Here is a 21,204-nt window from a genome sequence, read left to right as displayed (position 1 = left end):
CACCATCAAGGCAGGCGCTCGTAGCCGATGACAGCCGCATAGGCCGCCACACCGGGGCTACCGAGGCCCGCCACCTGCTCCTGGTGATTGACCAGCAGGCGGTCGAGCCGTGCGCGCACGACCGGGTCCGCCTGCTGCCATCGCTCGGCGACCGGTTGCGCCGGCAGTGGCGCGGGCGTGCCGGCGAAACCATGTATGCCGCCCTGCTGTTGACTCACCGGCTTGGTCAGGAACAGCGCCAAACCGACCACCATCAGCCCCGCTGCAATGGCACCGCCGATCGGCTGCCAGGCACCCGGGCGCCGGGAGCGCGGCGGCCTGCGGCCGCGGCCCGACAAGTGCTGTGCATCCGCGGCCGCACGCACCCGCGCGGCGGTGGCGCGGGCGGCCAGGGTATTCGGCTCGCCCCGCAGCGCTCGGCCGATGAGGTGCCAGCGCTCCCAGGACGCCGCAAGCTCCGGCGAGCGCGTCAGATCGTTGATGGCCGCGGCCGCCTCGAAGCGGCCCAACTCACCGTCCACCAGGGCGGAGATGCGCTGCCTCTGCTGCTCCGTGCTCATTCAGAACCCCCGATTCGCTGTGTTGCCCGAACGTCTGCGGCGGAAAAACGCCGGATCATGGCGTCAGCAAGGGTCGCAGACGCTTGTCGATGGCCTCACGCGCGCGGAAGATGCGCGAGCGGACCGTGCCAATGGGACAGGACATGGCGGTGGCGATCTCCTCGTAGCTCATACCTTCCAGTTCACGCAGCACGATGGCCGTGCGCAGATCCTCCGGCAGGCCGTCCAGGGCCGCCTGCACATTCTCGGCGATCTCGTCCGTCAGTAGCTCGCGCTCCGGCGTGGCGTGCTCGCGCAGCCGCCCGCCCATGTCCATCTGTTCCGCCACCTCGGCTTCTACATCCTCGCCAGGTGGCCGCCGACCCTGTGCAACCATGTAGTTCTTCACGGTGTTGATGGCGATCCGGTAGATCCAGGTGTAGAAGGCACTTTCACCGCGGAAGCCCGGCAGTGCCCGGTAGGCCTTCAGAAACGCCTCCTGGGTCACGTCCATCACCTCCGTATTGTCCCTCAGGTAGCGGCTAATCAGCGCCGCCACCCGTTGCTGATACTTGAGCACCAGCAGGTCAAAGGCGCGACCGTCCCCGCGCTGCGCGCGCTCCACCAGCGCCTGGTCCGCCTCACGCTCACTCATGGCGCCTTCCGGCGCCGGATGAGCGCGCGACCGGGCCACGCCTGTTGCATGTAGCCATTGACACTCACCAGCAATATTAAGTTCGCGGAACGCCACGCGTGGGCTCACGTAAGAGCTGACGCAGCGCAAGCATGGGTGACGGCGCCGTCGCGACCGGCTCGGTTCCCAGCGCGTCGCGCCGACGGCCCGCTTGTTGCTCGACAACATGCGGGCGAAACGTTGCATCAAAACGGGGCATTGCGACAAAGTCAAATGATGCACAGCATCATTCATAGTACGTCCATGTTTTGTCCATATTTCGCGACCTCGGGAATAAGGACTTCCCCCGAGCGTGCGGGAATAGACACGAGCCAAGTGCTTGACGCCTTCGCCCCGTGGGAGCACGTTTCCCCGCAGAGCCGTCGGCCGGCCAGATTGCAGGACGACCGACCCGCCTGCCGACACCACCACCGCGCCGCCCGCCCAGACCGTGCGATGATCGGCCCGGATGCAACCACTGGAAGTGCCCATGAACCCGCCCCATCGCCACGACGTGCTCATCATTGGCAGCGGCGCCGCCGGCCTCAGCCTTGCGCTGCGGCTCGTCCCGGCGCTGCATGTCGCGGTCCTGTCCAAGCGCGAGCTGCGTGAAGGCAATACCCTCTATGCCCAAGGCGGCATCTCGGCCGTCCTGGATGCGGCGGACTCGGTGGATGCCCACGTGCGGGACACGCTGGTTGCCGGCGCCGGGCTCTGCGACGAGCGCATCGTCCGGCTGGTGGTGGAGCATGGTCCCGAGAACATCCGCTGGCTGCTGGACGAGGGCGTGAAGTTCACGCGCGACGAGCAGTACGTCAATGCCGAGGGATATCACCTGACCCGTGAGGGTGGCCATTCCCACCGCCGGGTCGTGCATGCCGCCGATGCCACGGGCCGGGCCGTGGAGGACACGCTGGAGGGCCGCGTGCGCGCATTGCCCAACGTGGACCTGTTCGAGTTCTACACCGCCATCGACCTCATCGACGCGCAGCGGCTCGGCGCCGGCGAGCACCGCTGCATCGGCGCCTACTGCCTGAACACCCAGACCGGCGAGGTGGAGACCTTTCTCGCGCGTTTCATCGTCGTCGCCACCGGGGGCGCCAGTAAGGCCTACCTCTATACCAGCAACCCCGACGTGGCAACCGGCGACGGCATCGCAATGGCCTGGCGCGCCGGCTGCCGCGCGGTGAACATGGAATTCATCCAGTTCCACCCGACGTGCCTCTATCATCCCAAGGCCAAGTCGTTCCTGGTCACCGAGGCGCTGCGCGGCGAAGGCGCCCGGCTGCTGCTGCCGAACGGCGACCGCTTCATGCCACGCTTCGACCAGCGTGCGGAGCTGGCGCCGCGCGACGTCGTTGCCCGCGCCATCGACCACGAGATGAAGCGCATCGGCAGCAAGTACGTGCTACTGGACATCTCCCACCGCGAGCCGGCGTTCATCCACGAGCACTTCCCCACCATCCAGGCGCGCTGCCTGGAGCTCGGCATCGACATGACCACAGAGCCCATCCCGGTGGTGCCGGCGGCGCACTACACCTGCGGCGGCATTCTCACCGACGCCCGCGCCCGCGCCGACCTGCCCGGGCTCTATGTCATCGGCGAGGCCGCCTACACCGGCCTGCACGGCGCCAACCGCATGGCCAGCAACTCGCTGTTGGAGTGCCTGGTGTTCGGCGAGCTGGCGGCGGCCGACATCGAATCCCTGGCCGACGGCTGGCCCGAGCCGCCCGAGACCCCGCCCTGGGACGCAAGCCGCGTCACCGAGGCCGACGAAGAGGTGGTGATCTCCCACAACTGGGAAGAGCTGCGCCGCTTCATGTGGGACTACGTCGGCATCGTGCGCACGAACAAACGGCTGACGCGCGCGAAGCGGCGCATCGACCTGCTGCGCCAGGAGATCATCGAGAACTACAGCGACTTCCGCGTCGAGACCAACCTGCTGGAGCTGCGCAACCTGGTGGAAGTCGCGGACCTCATCGTCCAGTCCGCCCAGCGCCGCCGCGAGAGCCGCGGCCTGCACTACACCCTGGACTTCCCGCTGTCCGATGAATCCCAGCGCAGCCCGACCATTCTGATTCCGGACCGCTACAGCCCGCGGCCGGAGCGCTGGCAAAGCTGACCGGTGCCTGCGACCACGACGCGCGCCCGGGTTTCATGGCCGAGGCCCTCGCCTCCTTCGCGGGGTCCCGCGACGAAGCCGAGCCCTTGGAGCCATGCGCCCGGCGCTTGTGATGGAGGACGAGCGTTTCGCCCACGCCTTACGGATTCCAGAATTTGACCAGGCTGACTACCAGTCCGCCGACGGCCACGGTTGTGCCGAACGACCAAACGAGGAAGCGGTCCATGCGCCGCTGCAGCTCGCGAATATCCTGTTGGACGCTCTCGAAGCGCTTGTCGACCTGCTCGAAGCGCTTGTCGACCTGCTCGAAACGCTTGTCGACCTGCTCGAAATGCTTGTCGACCTGCTCGAAGCGCTTGTCGACCTGCTCGAAGCGCTTGTCGACCTGCTCGAAGCGCGCCAACATGTCCTCGCGCAGCTGCTCGTGACGTTTGTCCACCTGCTCGAACCGCGCCAGAATGTCCTCACGCAGATCCTGCCAGCGCTGCTCGGCCGCTTCGAAGCGCTGGTCCATGCGCTGAAAGCCTTCGCGCATCAGCTCGCGCTGATGCTTCAGCTCCTCCTCTACCCGCACCATGCGCTCGCGCAGTTCCACCTCGTAGACCGCTGGCGGCTTGCCGAGCGATTGCTCCGCCAGCCACTCGCCGAGATGGTCTTTGATGAACTGGATGTCTTCCTGTGCCAGGGCCATGCCTAATCCCGGGTTGTCGCCGGACCACTTCCCGGTCAGGTCAGTATATCAGCCGGATATCAGCCGGCCTGCGGCCGCTCCGTCTGCTCTGCACATTGCTACGCTAGTCACCACGTGGCAACGCCGCGCGCGATTCGCGCCCTGTGTCCGTTGCCTGTAACAACAGCGCACCGGCAACCGCTTGCCCGAGCGCGAGTCCGCCGTCGTTGCTCGGCACGCGGCGGTGGCTCAACACCCTGAGCCCCGCGGCCCGCAGCCCAGCCGCAAGGGCCTCGAACAGGGTTCGGTTCTGGTATACGCCGCCGGACAAAGCAACCGTCCCGACATCGTGGGCCGCTGCCAATTCCACCGACAACGCCGTCACGGCCTCGGCGAGGCCACGATGAAAGCGTGTGGCGACCTGCGTCACCTCGGCTCCGGCGGCGAGGTCTTCGCACAGGGATTGCCACATGGGTGCTGGATCCAGCACGCGCAGCCCGCCAGCGCCGCCGAGGTCGAACGGATAGCCAGCCACGGCGTCGAGGGGGCGGCAGTGGGTCTCCAGCTCGATGGCAGCCTGCCCCTCATAGGCGATGCGCTCGGTGCAGACGCCCACCGCCGCCGCCACTGCGTCAAAGAGCCGGCCGCAGGACGACGTGAGCGGTGCGTTGAGGCCGCTCGCGGTCATCCGGCGCAGCAGGTCCACCGGCCGCTTGGCGAAGTACCGAGCAAGGCGCAGACCGCCAAAGCGCGCCTGGAAAGCGTCCCAGCCGAAGGCGGCATCGAGGTGTGCAAACAGCATCCGCCAGGGCTCGAGGATGGCGCGAGTGCCGCCCGGCAGCGGCACCTGAGCGAGGCGCGCGACGCGGCGCAGGTCGGTGTAGCTGCCGACGAACCATTCGCCACCCCAGACCGTGCCGTCGTCGCCGTAGCCGGAGCCGTCCAGCGCGATGCCGAGCACGGGCCCACCGTCGGTCGGGTAACCGTTGTCGGCGAGCACGGCGGCGATGTGGACGCGGTGGTGCTGAAGCTCGATGGCGGGGACGCCCAGCTCCGCTGCAAGCCGCCGGCCCACCTCGCTGGCGTGGTAGCCCGGGTGGGCGTCCACGGCAACAGCCGCGGGCCGGTGCTCGTAGAGCGCCCGGTACAGCGCGATGGTGTGCTCGAACTCCCGCGCCGTAGCGGCGTCGTGCAGGTCGCCCAAGTGCTGCGAGAGCACCGCCTGGCCGTCCTGGAGCAGGCACAGCGTGTTCTTGAGCTCGCCGCCCATCGCGAGCACCGGCGGCAAGGAGGCCATGCTCTCGGGCAGGGTCAGCGGCGCCGGCGCGAAGCCGCGTGCGCGGCGCAATAGCCGCGGTGCGCCGTCCATGATCCGCGCCACCGAGTCGTCCACCCTGTTGACGATGTCGCGGTCGTGCAGCAGCAGGGCATCGGCGATACCGCCAAGGCGCCTGCGCGCGTCGTCGTTGTCGATGCACTGCGGCTCCTCGCTGCGGTTGCCGCTGGTCATCACCAGCGGCCGGTCCCAGTCCGCCAGCAGCAGATGGTGCAGTGGGCTGTAGGGCAGCATGAAGCCGAGGGTCGTCTGCCCTGGCGCGACGCCGGGTGCGAGTCCGCTTCCGGGCCGAGCCGGCAACAGCACGATGGGTGCGGCGGGTTGACGCAGCAGCTCGGCGGCGGCCGCGTCCAGGTCCGCATAGCAGGCAATGACATCGAGGTCGCGCGCCATCAGCGCCAGCGGCTTGGCGTAGCGGCCCTTGCGCCGGCGCAGCTCGGCGACGGCGCCGGCATCGGCAGCGTCGCAGGCGAGATGGAAGCCGCCGATGCCCTTGATGGCGACGATGCGGCCGGCCGCCAGCAGCGCGCTTGCGGCGGCCACGGCATCGGCGGCGCCCCGTTCGGCCGGATCGAGCACCGTGCCGTCCGACCACTCGAGCCAGACCCGAGGTCCGCACGTCGGGCAGGCATTGGGCTGGGCGTGGAAGCGCCGGTCCGCCGGGTCCCGATACTCCGCCGCGCAGTCCGGACACATCGGAAAGGCCGCCATGCTGGTATTCGCGCGATCGTAAGGGATGGCGCGGACGATGCTGAGCCTGGGGCCGCAGTGCGTACAGTTGGTGAAGGGATAACGGTGGCGGCGGTTGTCCGGGTCACGGATTTCCGCGAGGCAGGCGGGACAGGTGGCCGCGTCCGGCACCACGCCGGTGTGCACGCCGGTGGCGGCGCTGTGCTCGATGACGAAGTCCGCACCGGCCTGCCCTGCCCTGTCCCAGGCGCCGCGCTCGATGCCATCGATGCGCGCCAGCGGCGGTTGCTCGGCAACCAACCGGCGGCAGAAGGCCTCGATGTCGGCAGCCGCGCCGGCGATGCGGATCAGCACCCCGTCACCGTCGTTGCGCACGCCACCGGCGAGGCCCAGGTCGCGGGCAAGGCGCCAGACGGTAGGCCGGAAGCCGACGCCCTGCACCAACCCACGGACGCGGATCAGCTCGCCGGTGCTGGCGGATGGCGGGTCTGGTGTCTGGGCCATGGGCGTATGGACCCTCGCGGTGTGGCGATGATTCCCCTTTGTGCCGCATTACACCCGCTATCGGCAACCGTCAGGCACAACAGAGGGGCGCAACGGTCGAGGAAAACGGGCAGGCGAAAAAAAACGCCGCCTTGGCGTCAGCCAAGGCGGCGTTTTGTTTGGTCCGGGCGGCAGGATTCGAACCTGCGACCCCCACAACCCCATTGTGGTGCGCTACCAGACTGCGCTACGCCCGGAAGCCGGCCAGAATACGTGTTGGACGCCGCGCTGTCAATCTAGTGGTGCCGGCGCTTCAGGTCGTGCAGCAGTTCTTCGAGCTCCAGACGCATCTGGCGCACGATCTGGTGGCTTTGGGAGCTGTCGTGCTTGGCGGACTCGCCGGAGAGCTGCTGGCGGGCGCCACCGATGGTGAAGCCCTGCTCATACAGCAGCGATCGGATTTGGCGCACCATGACCACGTCGTGGCGCTGGTAGTAGCGGCGGTTGCCGCGGCGCTTCACAGGCTTGAGTTGTGGGAACTCCTGTTCCCAGTAGCGCAACACGTGCGGCTTCACGTCGCAGAGCTCACTCACCTCACCGATGGTGAAATAGCGCTTGCCGGGGATCGGCGGCAGATCGTCGACGCTATTGGTCGAGTCCGGCATAGGCTTCGACCCGCGACTTGAGCTTCTGACCCGGGCGGAAGGTCACCACGCGCCGGGCCGTGATGGGGATCTCCTCGCCTGTCTTGGGGTTGCGTCCCGGACGCTGCTTCTTTTGGCGCAGATCGAAATTGCCGAAGCCGGACAGCTTCACTTGCTCGCCCTGCTCGAGCGCCGCGCGGATCTCCTCGAAGAAGGATTCGACGACCTCTTTCGCCTCGCGCTTGTTAAGGCCCAACTCTTCGTAGAGGTGCTCGGCCATGTCTGCCTTCGTCAATGCCATTGCGAGTCTCGTTGTGCTCCGATCGGTACCGCTATCGGGCCAATTTTCTGGGCAAATCTCCCGGGCCCATTTTCCTGAGCAAGCTTCCCGGGTGAATCTCTCGGTCAAACCGCGCCCGGGTGCACGCGCTGGTCACTCCCGCGTTGCCGCTCGAGCGTACACCCGGCTTCCGCCGGCGCCGCCCACCGGGGCCATACCGGCCGCATCTCAGGTGCGCAACTCGGCGTTGAGCTCGGTGCGCAGTTCGGCGAGCACGCGAGCCACGACAGCCGCCACCTCATCGTCGGTAAGTGTCTGAGAAGTCGCCTGTAGAATCAATCCCAAAGCCATGCTTTTTCGTCCCGAATCTACCTTCTCGCCGACATACACGTCGAACAGCATCAGATCGCGCAGCAGTTCCCCGGCGGCAGCGCGGACAATGCGCTCCACGGCCTGGAAGGCGACTGTCTCGTCCACCACGATGGCGAGGTCCCGGCGGATCGAAGGGAACTTGGACAAGGGCGCAAAGGTGGGCCGCGGGCCGTTACCCAGGCCGCCCGTGGCAAGCTCGAACAGTTGCACGTCCGCGGGGAGGTCGAGCCGCGCCGCCAGCGACGGGTGAATGCTGCCGAGCCAGCCCACGGTGCTTCCAGCCCGCTCGACGCGCGCGGTCTGCCCCGGATGCAGCGCCGGATGGGTGGCGGGTACGAAGACGACCCCGTCCGCGCAGCCGGCGATGGCCAGCAGCGCCTCCACGTCCGCTTTCAAGTCGAAGAAGTCCGCGTTGCGGGCGGACGCACCCCATTGCTCCGGCAGCACCGGACCCACGATCGCACCGGCGAGCATGGGCTCCTGGTGCAGCACCTCGCCCTCCGGCCGGAAGCGCAGGCCCGACTCGAACAGCCGCACGCGGTTCTGCTGCCGTGCCAGGTTCTGCCGCAACGCCTGAAGCAGGCCGGGCCATAGGCCGGTGCGCATCACCGACAGCTCCGCCGAGAGCGGGTTGGCCAGGGCCAGCGGCGGTTGCTCCGGATCCACCAGCGCCTGCAGCTCGGGGCTCACGAAGCTGTAGGTGACGGCCTCGAAGTAGCCCCGGTCCAGCAGCAGGCGGCGCGAGCGCACCGGGTCATAGGCCATTTCCAATGGGGCACGGGTAGCCGCCGCGGAGCGGGCGTGGGTCACCGGGATGCGGTCGTAGCCGTGCACGCGGCCCAGCTCGGCGATGAGGTCCACATCCAGCAGCACGTCGAAGCGGCTCGGCGGCGGCGTCACCAGCCACCCGCCGTCGGCCTCGGTGAGCGCCATGCCGAGGCGTCCCAGGATGTCCGCAACGGCGGCATCATCGAAGTCGAGGCCGAGCACCTGGGCGATGCGGTCGCGGCGCAACAGGATCTCGCGCGGCGGCGGCAGGTGGGCGTCGGACTCCGTCGCTGTCACCGGGCCGGGCTTGCCGCCGGCGATGTCCAGCAGCAGCGCGGTGGCGCGCTCCATGGCGGTGATGCAGCGGGTCGGGTCTACGCCCCGCTCGAAGCGATGCGAGGAATCGGTGTGCAGCCCATAGCTGCGCGCCTTGCCGCTGATAGCCTCGGGGGCGAAGAAGGCGCTCTCCAGCAGGATGTCCCGAGTGTCGGCGCCTACGGCGCTGTCGGCACCCCCCATGACGCCGGCGAGGGCCACCGGACGCTGCCGGTCGGCGATGACCAGGGTATCCGCACGCAGCGAGGCGCTCTCGCCGTTCAGCAGGGCCAGTTCCTCGCCGTCACTCGCCATGCGCACGACGATGCCGCCGTCGAGCTTGGCGAGGTCGAAGGCGTGCATGGGCTGGCCCAGCTCCAGCAGCACGTAATTGGTGACGTCCACGGCGACGCTGATGGGCCGAAGCCCGCTGCGGCGCAGGCGCTCTCGCATCCACAGCGGCGTCGGCGCGGCCGCGTTCACGCCACGCACCACCCGGCACAGGTAGCGCGGGCAGGCATCGGGGGCCGCAAGATCCACCGGCACCACGTCCTCGCTGGCGGGTGCCACCGGCTCGATCCGCGGCGCGCGCAGGTCCACCCGGTTCAGCACGCCGACATCGCGGGCGACGCCGGCGACGCTGAGGCAGTCGGCGCGGTCCGGGGTCAGGTCCAGCTCGATGCAGTGGTCGTCCAGCGCCAGGTAGGCGCGCAGGTCTTCGCCCACCGGCGCGCCCGCCGGCAGCACCATGATGCCGTCGGCGCTCTCGGCTAGGCCGAGCTCGGCGACGGAGCAGATCATGCCGAGGGACTCGACCCCGCGCAGCTTGGCCCGCTTGATCTTGAAATCGCCCGGCAGCCGCGCACCGACGGTGGCCACCGGCACCCGCTGCCCGGCGGCCACGTTGGCGGCGCCGCAGACGATGCCGACGGGCTCGTCGCCGCCCACGTCCACCTGGCACACGCGCAGCTTCTCGGCGTTGGGATGCGGCTCCACCGCTTGCACGTGGCCCACCACGACGCCGCTGAAGGCCGGCGCCGCCGGCTCTATGGCGTCCACCTCCAGCCCGGACAGGCTGAGTTGGTCGGCAAGGGCGTGGGTGTCCAGCGGTGGGTCCACCCATTCGCGCAGCCAGGCTTCGCTGAAGCGCATGGATCGGTCTCCGATGATGATAAACGCCGCGGAAACGACTCAGTCCCTGACTCCGCGACGCTTGAACAAGGTGTCGAGGCTATTTCGTTGTCGTAATCGACTATCCGCGCAAGAAAGACAGCGACAACGAGCAGCGTCTTTTGCAGCGTTGCTTGGTTCCGGCGCTGGGGAATCCGCACCCATCAGCGCATCGCATCCACTGCAGCCGCTTATCCGAACTGCCGCAAGAAGCGCAAATCGTTCTCGAAATAGAGGCGGATGTCGTCGATGCCGTAGCGCAGCATGGCCAGTCGCTCGACGCCCATGCCAAACGCGTAGCCAAGCCAGCGCTCGGCGTCGATGTTCACATGGCCGAGCACCGCCGGGTGGATCATGCCGCAGCCCAGCACCTCCAGCCAGCCGCTCTGCTTGCATACCCGGCAGCCGGCACCACCGCACTTGACGCACTGCACGTCCACCTCGGCGGACGGCTCGGTGAACGGGAAGTACGACGGCCGGAACCTGAGCTTCAGCGCGTCGTCCTCGAAGAAGTTGCGCAGGAAATCGTAGAGCACGCCCTTGAGGTCCGCGAAGGTGGCCCGCTCGTCCACCAGAAAGCCTTCCACCTGGTGGAACATGGGTGTGTGGGTCAGGTCCGAGTCGCAGCGGTAGACCCGCCCTGGCGCGATCACCCGGAACGGCGGCTCGCGGTGCTCCATGACGCGGATCTGCACTGGCGAGGTGTGGGTGCGCAGCAGCCGCCCGTCCGGGAAGTAGAAGGTGTCGTGCATGGCCCGGGCAGGATGGTGCGCCGGTATGTTGAGCGCCTCGAAGTTGTGGTACTCGTCCTCGACCTCGGGGCCTTCTTCCACGCTGAAGCCGGCATTGGCGAAGAGCTGCTCGATACGCTCCAGCGTGCGCGTGACGGGGTGTGCGGCACCGCTGCGCTGGCCGCGACCGGGCAGGGTCACGTCGACGCGCTCGCCGACGAGCCGCGCATTCAACGCCGCCTGCTCCAGCGCCGTCTTGCGCGCGTCAATGGCCTCCTGCAACGCAGCCTTGGCGCGGTTGATGGCCTGACCGGCCGCGGGTCGCTCCTCTTTCGGCAGCGCCCCCAGGGCCTTGAGCTGGGCGGTGAGCTGACCGCTCTTGCCGAGGTAATCCACGCGCACCCGGTCCAGTGCCGCGAGGTCGTCAGCGGCGGCTATTGCCGCCATGGCAGCTCGATGCAGTGCATCGAGGTCGGGTGCGTTGCCGTCGCTCATGGTGGTGTCGAATAGGGCTCAGGCTGAAGGTCGGGCCGACGCAAAAGGCCCAACGCGGTGGACAAGGAGGCGCAGCAGCAGGCGGCGGGGCGCATGGCTCGCGAAGCCGGGCGCGGCGGACTTCGGCGTTGGCTTTGGGCCTCGCAGGCTCGGCACAACGGCTCACGACATGGTCCGGCCACCGGCACCGACTTCGCCCTCACGGGCGACACACGTTGCTCCCGGAAGTGCCGGGCGGATATACCGATGAGCTGGCGTGCGCCGCGGGCCGGCGCGGGCGGAGGCCCGCGGCCGGCAGCGGCTGGTAGCAGCGGTCAGTCAGCGGCTGCCGGTCAGGCCAGTGCGGCCTTGGCCTGCTCGGCGATGGCGGCGAAGGCGGCGTCGTCGTGATAGGCGATCTCGGCGAGCACCTTGCGGTCCATGTCGATGCCGGCCTTGTTCAGGCCGTCCATCAAGCGGCTGTAGGACAGACCGTTCATGCGCGCGGCGGCGTTGATGCGCTGGATCCACAGCGCCCGGAACTGCCGCTTGCGCTGGCGCCGGTCACGATAGGCGTACTGGCCGGCCTTGATGACCGCCTGCTTGGCGACGCGGAAGACCTTGCTGCGGGCACCGTAGTAGCCCTTGGCCTCCTGCAGCACCTTCTTGTGACGGGCGTGGGCGGTAACGCCGCGTTTGACTCGTGGCATGGGAAGGGACTCCGGCTAGCAGTATGGGATCATGCGACGCGCGGCACGCACGTCGGCCTTGTGGAGCATGTGGGCGGCGCGCAGATGGCGCTTCCGCTTGGTGCTCTTCTTGGTGAGGATGTGCCGCCGATGCGAGGCAATGCGCTTGAAGGCGCCGGAGGCGGTGCGGGCGAAGCGCTTGGCCGCGCCGCGGTTGGTCTTGATCTTGGGCATTTGCTTGGTCTCCGTGTTCGGACCCGCCGGGTGTGACCATTGGCGGGTCGTCGTTGGTTACGGCGAACCGGAAGCCCTTACCCGGTCGCCGCTGGTTGTGGTGCCGCGTTGCCTGCGGACTTTGTGGGCGATCGCAGCGAGTGCCGCGCCGCCATGCGGAAACGGCCGCCGGTTCGGCGGCCCCCGCTCGTGCTGCGCTGACGCCGCTTCGGAACGAGTCAGAAACAACTGAAATGCCGCGGATGCAGACTGGCCCAGCATCGTGGGTCGGGTTAGCGATAGCGTGACCCGACAATCAACGGCTTACTGGCGCCCCGCGTCGGGTTACGCTGCGCTAACCCGACCTACACCGAATACGTTCACAGTCGTTCCGCTGGTCCACCCCGCGAACGTTCACCTTGTTCTTGGTGCCGTCACCGGAGCAGTCCAAACGCTGGCCCAAACTCTGGTCTGGCGCTACTTCTTGCGTGGACTCAGGACCATGACCATCTGCCGCCCCTCCATCTGCGGCTGCTGCTCAACGGTGCTGATCTCGGCGAGATCGCTCTCCACGCGCCGCAGCAGTTCCAGACCCAGCTCGCGGTGGGCGTGCTCGCGGCCACGGAACCGCATGGTGACCTTGGCCTTGTCGCCCTCGTTGAGGAAGCGCGTGAGGTTGCGCAGCTTGACCTGATAATCGCCGATGTCGGTGCCCGGCCGGAACTTGACCTCCTTGACCTGTACCTGCTTCTGCTTCTTGCGCGCCTCGGATTTCTTTTTCTTCTGGTCGAACAGGAAGCGACCGAAATCCATGAGTCGGCAGACCGGCGGCTCGGCAGTCGGCACGATCTCCACCAAGTCAAGCCCTTCCGCCTCGGCCCGCTCTCTTGCAGCGCGCAGGTCGACGACGCCGATTTGGTCTCCATCCGCGCCGATCAGCCGGACCTCCGGGGCCGTGATCTCTTCGTTGACGCGGTTACGTTTTGGTGCAGCGATAGCTAGGCTCCTCCTTCCGGAACAAGGTCTCGGCACGCATCCGGCGCGGCGCAGGCGGCTGCCGAACGCGGGTTACAAATAGCTGCGACATAGTCTGGCAGACCGCCACCGGGTTGCACGACCACCAGATTGGGCACCCGCAGGCGCCCGGCAATGGTCGCGGTGAGCGCGCCAACGGCCGCGTCACGAGAAGCGGCAGCCCCACCGCGGCCCCTCCGGCGCATGGCCGTCAGGAGCATGTCTCGTCAGGCACGGCTCGCAACCGCAGCGTCCAGCGTCTCGATGAAGGCATCGATGGACATGGCGCCGTGATCCTGTCCCGTACGGTCGCGGACGGCCACCTGCCCCTGCTCCACCTCGCGGTCGCCTACCACCAGCAGGTAGGGTACCCGTTGCAGCGTGTGGGCGCGGATTTTATAGCCGATCTTCTCGTTCCTCAAGTCGAGCTCCACGCGGAATCCCTTGTCGCGCAGCACCTTAGTGACCTCGCGCACGGTGTCCGCCTGGCGGTCGGTGATATTCATGACCACCGCCTGAACCGGCGCGAGCCAAACCGGCATAACCCCGGCATAGTGCTCGATGAGAATGCCGATGAAGCGCTCCATCGATCCCAGGATGGCGCGGTGGATCATCACCGGCACCTGGCGGCTGTTGTCCTCGGCAATGTAGTGGGCGTCGAGCCGGCCCGGCATCGAGAAGTCCACCTGGATGGTGCCGCACTGCCAGGCGCGGCCGATGCTGTCGTGCAGCGTGAACTCGATCTTCGGCCCGTAGAAGGCGCCCTCCCCGGGCTTCACCTTGAATTCCAGCCCCTTGTCGCGCAGTGACTGCTCCAGCGCCGCCTCGCCCTTGTCCCAGAGCGCGTCGCTGCCGACGCGCTTGTCGGGCCGCAGCGACAGTGCCAGCTCGATGCTGTCGAAGCCAAAGTCCCGGTAGGTCTCGAACACCATGTCGATGAGCGTCGAGACCTCCGCCTGGAGCTGCTCCTCGGTGCAGAACACGTGCGCGTCGTCCTGGGTGAAGCGGCGCGCGCGCATCAGGCCGTGCAGCGTCCCGGATGGCTCGTTGCGGTGCACGACGCCAAACTCCGCGATGCGCAGCGGCAGGTCGTGGTGACTCTTCAGCCCCTGGTTGAAGAGCTGGATGTGCCCCGGACAGTTCATCGGCTTGATGGCGAAGTCGTGGTCGTCCAGGTGGGTCGTGAACATGTCGTCCGCGAACTTCTCCCAGTGCCCGGAGCGCTCCCACAGCGAGCGGTCCAGCACCTGCGGCGTTTCCACCTCCTGGTAGCCGTACTCCTCCAGCTTCTCGCGCATGTAGCGCTCGACTTCCCGATAAATGACCCGGCCCTTGTGGTGCCAGAAGGCCATGCCCGGGGCCTCTTCCTGGAAGTGGAACAGGTCGAGCTGCTTGCCGAGCTTGCGGTGGTCGCGCTTCTCGGCCTCCTCGAGGCGGTGGAGATAGGCCTTGAGCTCCTTCTTGTCGCGCCAGGCGGTGCCATAGATGCGCTGGAGCATCTCGTTGTTGGAGTCGCCGCGCCAGTAGGCGCCGGCCAGCTTCATGAGCTTGAAGCCCTGGCCCAGCTTGCCGGTGCTGGGCAGGTGCGGGCCTCGGCAGACGTCGAACCACTCGCCCTGGCGATAGACCGAGACCTCCTCGCCCACGGGGATGATGTCTTCGATTATCTGGACCTTGTAGGTCTCGCCCAACTCGTCGAAGACGCGCTTGGCCTCCTCGCGGTCCCAGATCTCGCGCTGGATCGGCAGGTCGCGCTTCACGATTTCGTGCATGCGCTGCTCGATGGCCGTGAGGTCCTCCGGCGTGAAGGGCTCGTCGCGGGCGAAGTCGTAGTAGAAGCCGTTCTCGATGGCAGGGCCGATGGTCACCTGGGTGCCGGGATAGAGCTCCTGCACCGCCTGGGCCATGACGTGCGCGGCGTCGTGGCGCAGCAATTCCAGCGCGTCCTCGTCACGGGACGTGACGATGGCAACCTGCGCGTCGCTCTCCACCAGATGGGATGCGTCCACCAGACGGCCGTTCACGCGCCCGGCGAGGGTCGCCTTGGCGAGCCCGGTGCCGATGCTCGCGGCGATGTCCTGCACCGTGACCGGTGCATCGAAGCTGCGGATGGAGCCGTCGGGGAGGGTGATCTGCGGCATGGCTGCTGCCTCAACTGCTTCAGTGGCGATCGATACGAGGGATCGCGTGATTCAAGTTCGTCGTCACGACATCGTTCTTACGACATCTCGGGCCGCCGCTGCGGACGACAAGCTCGATGCCCTGGCCGGACCTGAAAAACAAAAGCCGCCAAGCCCCTGGAGGCTGGCGGCCCGCGTGTTGGTAGGCGCGAGTGGACTCGAACCACCGACCCCCACCATGTCAAGGTGGTGCTCTAACCAACTGAGCTACGCGCCTGTAAGCCGTGCATTATAGACAGGGCCGGCTTCCGCCTGCAACGGTCAGTGTGCATTTTTCTGCGCACCCCACCCCGGCTCCCACCCCTACCCCCGTGCAGCCGCACGGATGCAAGGCCCCGAGCGACGTAGTAGGCTTTTGTCCAAACAACGCCTTGCGGAGGTGTACGCCATGTCCAGCAGCGCCATCGCCCGGCCGCCCGACGGCGACGGCCCCGTCAGCCCGACGGAGCAGGCGGAACCCGTGTCCGCCGACGGCCGCTACGTCTCCGAGCACACCTATTGGCGGGAGTACTACTTCGAGTCCGACATCCACTACGAATGGAACAATCACGGCGCGCCGACGCCGAGGCGGAGGCCCGCGCCGCCGCCGAGCGCCGTGCCCGCGAGGCCGAAGCCGCCCTGGCCCGGCTCAGGACCCGGCTTGGCGATCGAGAAGGCGACTGAGACCCATCTATGACCTTACTCCGACAAGAGCACCTCATTCAGAGCATCGAAGACGCACTGCAATACATCAGCTACTACCACCCGCCGGACTATATTCACGCGCTGTCCAGGGCCTACGAGGCCGAGGAATCGCCCGCCGCCAAGGACGCCATGGCGCAGATCCTGGTGAACTCGCGCATGTGCGCCGAGGGCCACCGGCCCATCTGCCAGGACACCGGCATGGTCGTCGCCTACCTGAAGGTGGGTATGGACTTGCGCTGGGACGCCGACATGGGCCTGCAACAGATGGTCGATGCGGGCGTGCGCCGTGCCTACACCCACGAGCACAACGTACTGCGGGCATCGATGGTGTCGCCCCCCATCGGCGCACGGAAGAACACCGGCGACAACACGCCAGCCATGTTGCACGTGGAGCTGGTGCCGGGGGACAAGCTCGAGGTGCGCATCGCCGCCAAGGGCGGCGGCTCCGAGAACAAGGCCCGCTTCGCCGTGCTGAATCCGAGCGACAGCCTGGTGGACTGGGTGCTGAAAACGGTGCCCTCTCTGGGCGCCGGTTGGTGCCCGCCCGGCATGCTCGGCATCGGCATCGGCGGCTCCGCCGAGAAGGCGATGCTGCTGGCCAAGGAGGCACTGCTGGAGGACATCGACATCCACGAGCTGAAGGCGCGTGGACCGGCTGACGCCGTCGAAGCACTGCGATTGGAGCTGTTCGAGAAGGTCAATGCGCTCGGCATCGGCGCCCAGGGCCTGGGTGGCCTGACCACGGTGCTGGACGTGAAGGTCAAGACCTTTCCGACCCACGCCGCCTCGCTGCCGGTGGCCATCATCCCCAACTGCGCCGCCACCCGGCACATCCACTTCACCCTCGACGGCTCCGGCCCGGCGCAGCTCACGCCGCCGAGCCTCAGGGACTGGCCCGACCTGGACCACGACCCCACCGCCGGCGCCCGCCGCGTGAACCTGGACGGTCTCACGCGCGAGGACATCACCAGCTGGCGGCCCGGCGAGCGGCTCCTGTTCTCCGGCAAGCTGCTCACCGGCCGCGACGCCGCCCACAAGCGTATCAAAGACCTGCTCGACCGCGGCGAGCCGCTGCCCGAGGGCGTCGATCTCGCCAACCGCTTCATCTACTACGTCGGTCCCGTGGACCCGGTGCGGGACGAGGTGGTCGGCCCCGCCGGCCCCACCACCGCCACGCGCATGGACAAGTTCACCGACCACCTGTTGGCCGAGACCGGCCTCATCGGCATGATCGGCAAGGCCGAGCGCGGCCCGGCGGCCATCGCGGCCATCAAGCGCCACGGCGCGGTGTACCTGATGGCCGTCGGCGGCGCGGCCTACCTTGTCGCCAAGGCCATTAAGTCCTCGCGCCTCGTCGCCTTCGAGGACTTGGGGATGGAGGCCATCCGCGAGCTCGAGGTCCACGACATGCCCGTCACGGTCGCCGTGGACAGCCGCGGCAACGCCGTGCATGAGACAGGACCGGCGGAGTGGCGCTCGCGAATCGGGAAGATTCCGGTGGTGGTGGAGTGACGCTGCCCGTCCGCGCACACCGGATCTCGCGCAACGAGGCAAGGCGTGCCCGGCGGAGCGCCTCGGCGGGACGCGCCTGGCGTCGGAACCCATGACGAAGCGCGACAAGCTGCGGACGCGACTGTGAGCCGGTGCGCCGGATATCCGTTTTGACGAAGTGGAGGCATTCCTTCAGTTCGAGGGATTTGTGCTGTTCAACCGCCGCGGCAGTCATTGCACCTACCATCATTCAGACGGAAGGCTTCTCACCCTCGTCCGCCCGCATGGTGGCCGCAAGCATTGCCACCCGGCAGACATCCGCAAACTGGCCAGGATCCTCAACCTATGCTGACCACTAGCCACGTGTACCGAGACTACGTCTTCTCCATCAGCTACCAGGCAAGAGAGCCCGCCTACATCGTCGACTTCCCGGACATCCCCGAAATCGTCACGAGCGGCGACACGCTGCCCGACGCCTTCGCCAACGCCTGTGAGGCCCTGGACCTTCATCTCGAAAGCCTTGCCAAGCTGGCGCTGCCCGCCCCGACACGTCGGCACAGGCTCGTCGTTGAAGCGGCGTAAGCCTCTATCCAGGCTGTCTGCGAATGTCACGAGCGCGCTCGCGGTGCCGTGAGCGCGCGAGCGCGGCCGGCATCGGCGTCGGCGATCCGGCATACTGCGGCCCCGCCGGCGCCGCGCGCCGGCCGAGCCACAGACAAGGGGGAGCCCATGCCGACCCATCGCGCCTTCCGTATCCACCACGACGAGGCCGGGCATCGCGCCGGCATCGAGACCATCGACCTGCCCGAGCCCGCCGCTGGCGAAGTGCTGCTGCGGGTGGACTACGCCAGCGTCAATTACAAGGACGCCCTCGGCGGCACCGGCAAGGGCAAGGTAATCCGCCGCTTCCCCATCATCGGCGGCATCGATGCGGCCGGGGTCGTAGAGCGCTCCGAGCACGAGGATTTCAAGCCGGGCGATACCGTCATCGCCACCGGTCACGGCATGGCCTTCGACCACGACGGCGGCTACGCGGAGTACCTCTGTGTGCCCGGCGACTGGCTGGTGGCGGTGTCGGAGGGGCTCGATACCCGCACCGCCATGCTGCTCGGCACCGCCGGCTTCACGGCGGCGCTGGCGGTGCATCGGTTGTTGCAGAACGATCAGCGGCCGGACATGGGGCCGATCCTGGTGACCGGCGCCAGCGGCGGCGTCGGGTCAGTCGCCATTGCTATCCTCGCCAAGCTGGGCTTCGAGGTAACCGCGGTGTCCGGCAAGCCGGAGCTGCACGACTGGCTGACGGACCTCGGCGCAACGCAGATCCTCGGCCGCGACGCGCTGCCTGGCGGCGACCGCCCACTGGAGAAGGCCACCTGGGGCGGCGCGGTGGACAACGTCGGCGGCGCCATGCTCGCGCGCATCACCCGTACCGTGGTGCCCTATGGCAACATCGCCAGCATCGGGCTCGCCGGTGGCGGCGAGCTGCACACCACCGTCATGCCCTTCATCCTGCGCGGCGTGTCGCTGCTCGGCTGCGACTCGGTGCATGTCCCAATGCCGCTGCGGACCGAGCTGTGGCGCCACCTTGCCACAGACTGGCGGGTTGACGAGCCCGAGCGGCTGCTTGGCGGTGAGGTCGCGCTGGAGGCCCTGCCGGAGGTGTTCGAGCGCATGCTCGCCGGTCGCACGCATGGGCGTGTGCTGGTGCAGCCCACGGCAGCCGGCTGAGCGCGTGGGAGCGCCACTGCTGTTCGTGGCGCGATCGGGCACCCGTCGCGGCACCGAGCGTGCCGCTCCCACACCAAGAGCGCCGCTCCCACACCCCCAGAGCCAGAGCACATGACAACACACCTGAACAACCAACAGCGCCGGGCGCTGAAGCAGCTAGCGCATCATCTCAAGCCCGTGGTGCTGCTCGGTGCCGCCGGGCTCACCGAGCCGGTGCTGGCCGAGATCGGGCTGGCGCTGTCGCACCATGAGCTGATCAAGGTGCGCGTGAACGGTGGCGACCGCGACGGACGGGATGCGCAGGTGCGCACCATAGTCGAGGAGACCGGTGCGGCGCTGGTGCAGCGCATCGGGAATGTCGCGGTGCTGTATCGCGCCAATCCGGAGCTCAAGGAGCCGATACGGTTGCCAGGTTGACTTCATCGCATTGAGCCGCCTGGCGCGCTAAGCCGCCTGACGGCGGCTGGGGCCGACTGAAAGTCGGCGCCCCCAGGTGCGACGCGCCAATCTGAAAGTCGGCGCCCCCGGGGCTACTCCAGGACCAGCTTGCGGCCGAAGGGCGCCTGCATGTGCGCGGCCTCGGCGGGCACGGCCCAGAGCACCGGGAAGGACGGGCAGTAGTCGACGCGGCCATCGAGGTCCGTAAGGAATACGGCCATGTCCGGGTCGTGGCGCTGGGCCTCCTCCAGTAACGGCGTGAAGTCGGTACCGCCCCGGCCCTCGAACTTGACGTCCCGCAGATTGGAGCGGCCGGGCTCGAAGGTACGCACGTCGCGCACCTTGTCGTCGCCGATGACCACCAGTACGAGCGCCTCCAGGCGGCGGCTGATGGCCTCCACCTCGGCGGCAAACCGGTGCATCAACGTGTCGTCCACGGAGCCCGACACGTCTACCAGCACCGCGAGGCGCGCCACCGCGCTGGATGAGGCGCGCCCGGGCTCCCAGGGCATGCGCATGCCAGTGCCCTGCCCGGACCGGCTGCCGGTGCGCCCGCTTGCCCTGCTCCCCACTCGGCCACGATTCGCGAGGTAGGATCGCGACGGCCGCGACCAGGACAGCTCCGGCTGCATGGACAGCCCGCGCGCGAGCTGGGTGCGGAGCAGTTGCTCCCACGGTGTGCGCACCTTCGGCAGGTCGGCCAGCAGGGCTCGCAGCATGGAGTGCAGGCCGTCGCCGGCATGGGCGCGGGTGATGCGCTCGTGCCACTCGCGGGAGCGCTCGGCCTCGGCCTCCGGGTGCTCGGCATCGGCGGCCGGCAGCAGGTCGCGCAGGATGTGGCCCGAGACATGCCGCACCCGGGCGGCACGCGGACCGTCTTCCTTGGGCTGGCCCCGGCCCTGCTCGGCGTCCTCGCCGCCGCTGCTCTTGCCCTTGTCGTCCTGGCGCCCGCCGCGCCCACCGCGGCGCTTGCCGGTGCCGCCGGAGCCGCTGCGGCGGTCGTCCACCAGGCGATACAGGCGCTCCACGTCCCACTCCAGCAGCGCCTTCTCCGGGCTCTCCTCGGTACGGTGCAGCGCCGCGGCCAGCAGGTCCTCCAGGAACACCGAGCCATCGGGGAGCTCCAGCCAGGTCAGGTGCGACAGGGTGCTGTTGACGATGGCATCGGCGCAAATGTTGTAGAGCTCGGGGTCCACGTCGCCGGTGAGGCGTTGCAGCTCGGCCATGCGCTGCGGGTGCCGCAGGGCCACGTGCAGCACCTGGTGGGCCACCAGGCCCGTCTGCACCATGAGCGGCAGGTCGTCGAACGCCGGGCCGTAGAAGATGCTGGCGCCGTCGTTCGCGGTGACGAAATCGATGTCGCCCTCCGGCGCGGCGTCCACGTGCCTGATCCAGAGCGCGAGCCCGCCCGTGGACGGGGCGTACTCCACCATGCGCTGCACCGCGGGGGTGCCGCGGTGCTCGTAGACGGCGGACGGATGGCGGCCGGTGTCGGACACG

20 protein-coding genes and 2 tRNA genes are annotated in these 21,204 nt (G+C 68.1%); 7 read left to right on the top strand and 15 right to left on the bottom strand.

The features are described from left to right. Nucleotides 1-5 precede the first annotated feature (5 nt). Entirely contained in the window at nucleotides 6-560 is a 555-nt protein-coding gene (locus LJE69_RS00805; RefSeq protein WP_296920242.1) for a sigma-E factor negative regulatory protein, read from the bottom strand. 55 nt (nucleotides 561-615) lie between these two features. Further along, the gene (gene rpoE, locus LJE69_RS00800) at nucleotides 616-1,194 is read right to left on the bottom strand and encodes an RNA polymerase sigma factor RpoE (RefSeq protein WP_296920241.1); all 579 of its coding nucleotides are present in this window, start codon (nucleotides 1,192-1,194) and stop codon (nucleotides 616-618) included. Between the two features lie 508 nt (nucleotides 1,195-1,702). Here rpoE and nadB point away from each other — a divergent pair. Next, nucleotides 1,703-3,334 carry an L-aspartate oxidase gene (nadB, locus tag LJE69_RS00795; RefSeq protein ID WP_296920238.1) on the top strand — a complete coding sequence of 544 codons (1,632 nt, stop codon included), beginning with the start codon at nucleotides 1,703-1,705 and terminating at the stop codon, nucleotides 3,332-3,334. Between the two features lie 139 nt (nucleotides 3,335-3,473). On the opposite strand, the gene LJE69_RS00790 is transcribed toward nadB, so the two are convergent. The 12 genes from LJE69_RS00790 to LJE69_RS00735 form a co-directional block, all read right to left on the bottom strand. After that, a complete protein-coding gene (locus tag LJE69_RS00790; RefSeq protein WP_296920235.1) occupies nucleotides 3,474-4,025 on the bottom strand; it encodes a hypothetical protein in 552 nt (183 codons plus the stop codon). A 103-nt stretch (nucleotides 4,026-4,128) separates the two neighbouring features. Continuing rightward, a complete protein-coding gene (hypF, locus tag LJE69_RS00785) occupies nucleotides 4,129-6,534 on the bottom strand; it encodes a carbamoyltransferase HypF (protein WP_296920233.1) in 2,406 nt (801 codons plus the stop codon). 159 nt (nucleotides 6,535-6,693) lie between these two features. Next, nucleotides 6,694-6,770, bottom strand: a tRNA-Pro gene (locus LJE69_RS00780). Nucleotides 6,771-6,809: 39 nt separating this feature from the next. Next, the gene (locus tag LJE69_RS00775; RefSeq protein ID WP_296920230.1) at nucleotides 6,810-7,178 is read right to left on the bottom strand and encodes a MerR family transcriptional regulator; all 369 of its coding nucleotides are present in this window, start codon (nucleotides 7,176-7,178) and stop codon (nucleotides 6,810-6,812) included. After that, a complete protein-coding gene (gene ihfA, locus LJE69_RS00770; protein WP_296920227.1) occupies nucleotides 7,159-7,458 on the bottom strand; it encodes an integration host factor subunit alpha in 300 nt (99 codons plus the stop codon). Before ihfA ends, LJE69_RS00775 begins: the two co-directional genes overlap by 20 nt. Nucleotides 7,459-7,665: 207 nt before the next feature. Beyond that, nucleotides 7,666-10,044, bottom strand: a complete 2,379-nt coding sequence (pheT, locus tag LJE69_RS00765; protein WP_296920224.1) for a phenylalanine--tRNA ligase subunit beta — start codon at nucleotides 10,042-10,044, stop codon at nucleotides 7,666-7,668. Nucleotides 10,045-10,253: 209 nt separating this feature from the next. After that, nucleotides 10,254-11,288, bottom strand: coding sequence for a phenylalanine--tRNA ligase subunit alpha (gene pheS / locus LJE69_RS00760; RefSeq protein ID WP_296920222.1), 1,035 nt, complete (start codon nucleotides 11,286-11,288; stop codon nucleotides 10,254-10,256). Nucleotides 11,289-11,620: 332 nt separating this feature from the next. Continuing rightward, entirely contained in the window at nucleotides 11,621-11,977 is a 357-nt protein-coding gene (gene rplT / locus LJE69_RS00755) for a 50S ribosomal protein L20 (protein ID WP_296920219.1), read from the bottom strand. Between the two features lie 15 nt (nucleotides 11,978-11,992). After that, entirely contained in the window at nucleotides 11,993-12,190 is a 198-nt protein-coding gene (gene rpmI, locus LJE69_RS00750) for a 50S ribosomal protein L35 (RefSeq protein ID WP_296920216.1), read from the bottom strand. A gap of 456 nt (nucleotides 12,191-12,646) precedes the next feature. Then, nucleotides 12,647-13,165, bottom strand: coding sequence for a translation initiation factor IF-3 (infC, locus tag LJE69_RS00745; RefSeq protein WP_367114604.1), 519 nt, complete (start codon nucleotides 13,163-13,165; stop codon nucleotides 12,647-12,649). A 245-nt stretch (nucleotides 13,166-13,410) separates the two neighbouring features. After that, complete coding sequence (gene thrS, locus LJE69_RS00740) at nucleotides 13,411-15,324, bottom strand: threonine--tRNA ligase (RefSeq protein WP_296920210.1); 1,914 nt, start codon at nucleotides 15,322-15,324, stop codon at nucleotides 13,411-13,413. Nucleotides 15,325-15,503: 179 nt separating this feature from the next. Further along, nucleotides 15,504-15,580: transfer RNA gene (locus LJE69_RS00735), tRNA-Val, on the bottom strand. 171 nt (nucleotides 15,581-15,751) lie between these two features. Here LJE69_RS00735 and LJE69_RS00730 point away from each other — a divergent pair. The 6 genes from LJE69_RS00730 (at nucleotide 15,752) to yhbY (ending at nucleotide 19,683) form a co-directional block, all read left to right on the top strand. Continuing rightward, nucleotides 15,752-16,039 (top strand): hypothetical protein, encoded by a 288-nt coding sequence (locus LJE69_RS00730; protein ID WP_296920206.1) that lies wholly within the window; start codon nucleotides 15,752-15,754, stop codon nucleotides 16,037-16,039. Next, nucleotides 16,036-17,559, top strand: coding sequence for a fumarate hydratase (locus LJE69_RS00725; protein WP_296920203.1), 1,524 nt, complete (start codon nucleotides 16,036-16,038; stop codon nucleotides 17,557-17,559). Before LJE69_RS00730 ends, LJE69_RS00725 begins: the two co-directional genes overlap by 4 nt. Nucleotides 17,560-17,716: 157 nt before the next feature. After that, nucleotides 17,717-17,890 (top strand): type II toxin-antitoxin system HicA family toxin, encoded by a 174-nt coding sequence (locus LJE69_RS20905; protein ID WP_367114603.1) that lies wholly within the window; start codon nucleotides 17,717-17,719, stop codon nucleotides 17,888-17,890. Further along, entirely contained in the window at nucleotides 17,884-18,120 is a 237-nt protein-coding gene (locus tag LJE69_RS00720) for a type II toxin-antitoxin system HicB family antitoxin (protein ID WP_296920200.1), read from the top strand. The genes LJE69_RS20905 and LJE69_RS00720 overlap by 7 nt, the downstream gene beginning before the upstream one ends. Nucleotides 18,121-18,267: 147 nt before the next feature. Next, a complete protein-coding gene (locus LJE69_RS00715) occupies nucleotides 18,268-19,266 on the top strand; it encodes a YhdH/YhfP family quinone oxidoreductase (RefSeq protein ID WP_296920196.1) in 999 nt (332 codons plus the stop codon). Nucleotides 19,267-19,377: 111 nt separating this feature from the next. After that, nucleotides 19,378-19,683, top strand: a complete 306-nt coding sequence (yhbY, locus tag LJE69_RS00710) for a ribosome assembly RNA-binding protein YhbY (RefSeq protein WP_296920193.1) — start codon at nucleotides 19,378-19,380, stop codon at nucleotides 19,681-19,683. 113 nt (nucleotides 19,684-19,796) lie between these two features. Here yhbY and LJE69_RS00705 read toward each other — a convergent pair whose 3' ends face one another. Beyond that, nucleotides 19,797-21,203, bottom strand: coding sequence for a VWA-like domain-containing protein (locus LJE69_RS00705; protein WP_296920190.1), 1,407 nt, complete (start codon nucleotides 21,201-21,203; stop codon nucleotides 19,797-19,799). Nucleotide 21,204: the final 1 nt, after the last annotated feature.

Source organism: Thiohalocapsa sp. (genome assembly GCF_022340605.1).
Taxonomy (GTDB): domain Bacteria; phylum Pseudomonadota; class Gammaproteobacteria; order Chromatiales; family Chromatiaceae; genus Thiohalocapsa.
The sequence above is the reverse complement of the archived record's forward strand: the minus strand, read 5'-3'. Positions and strand labels throughout refer to the sequence as shown.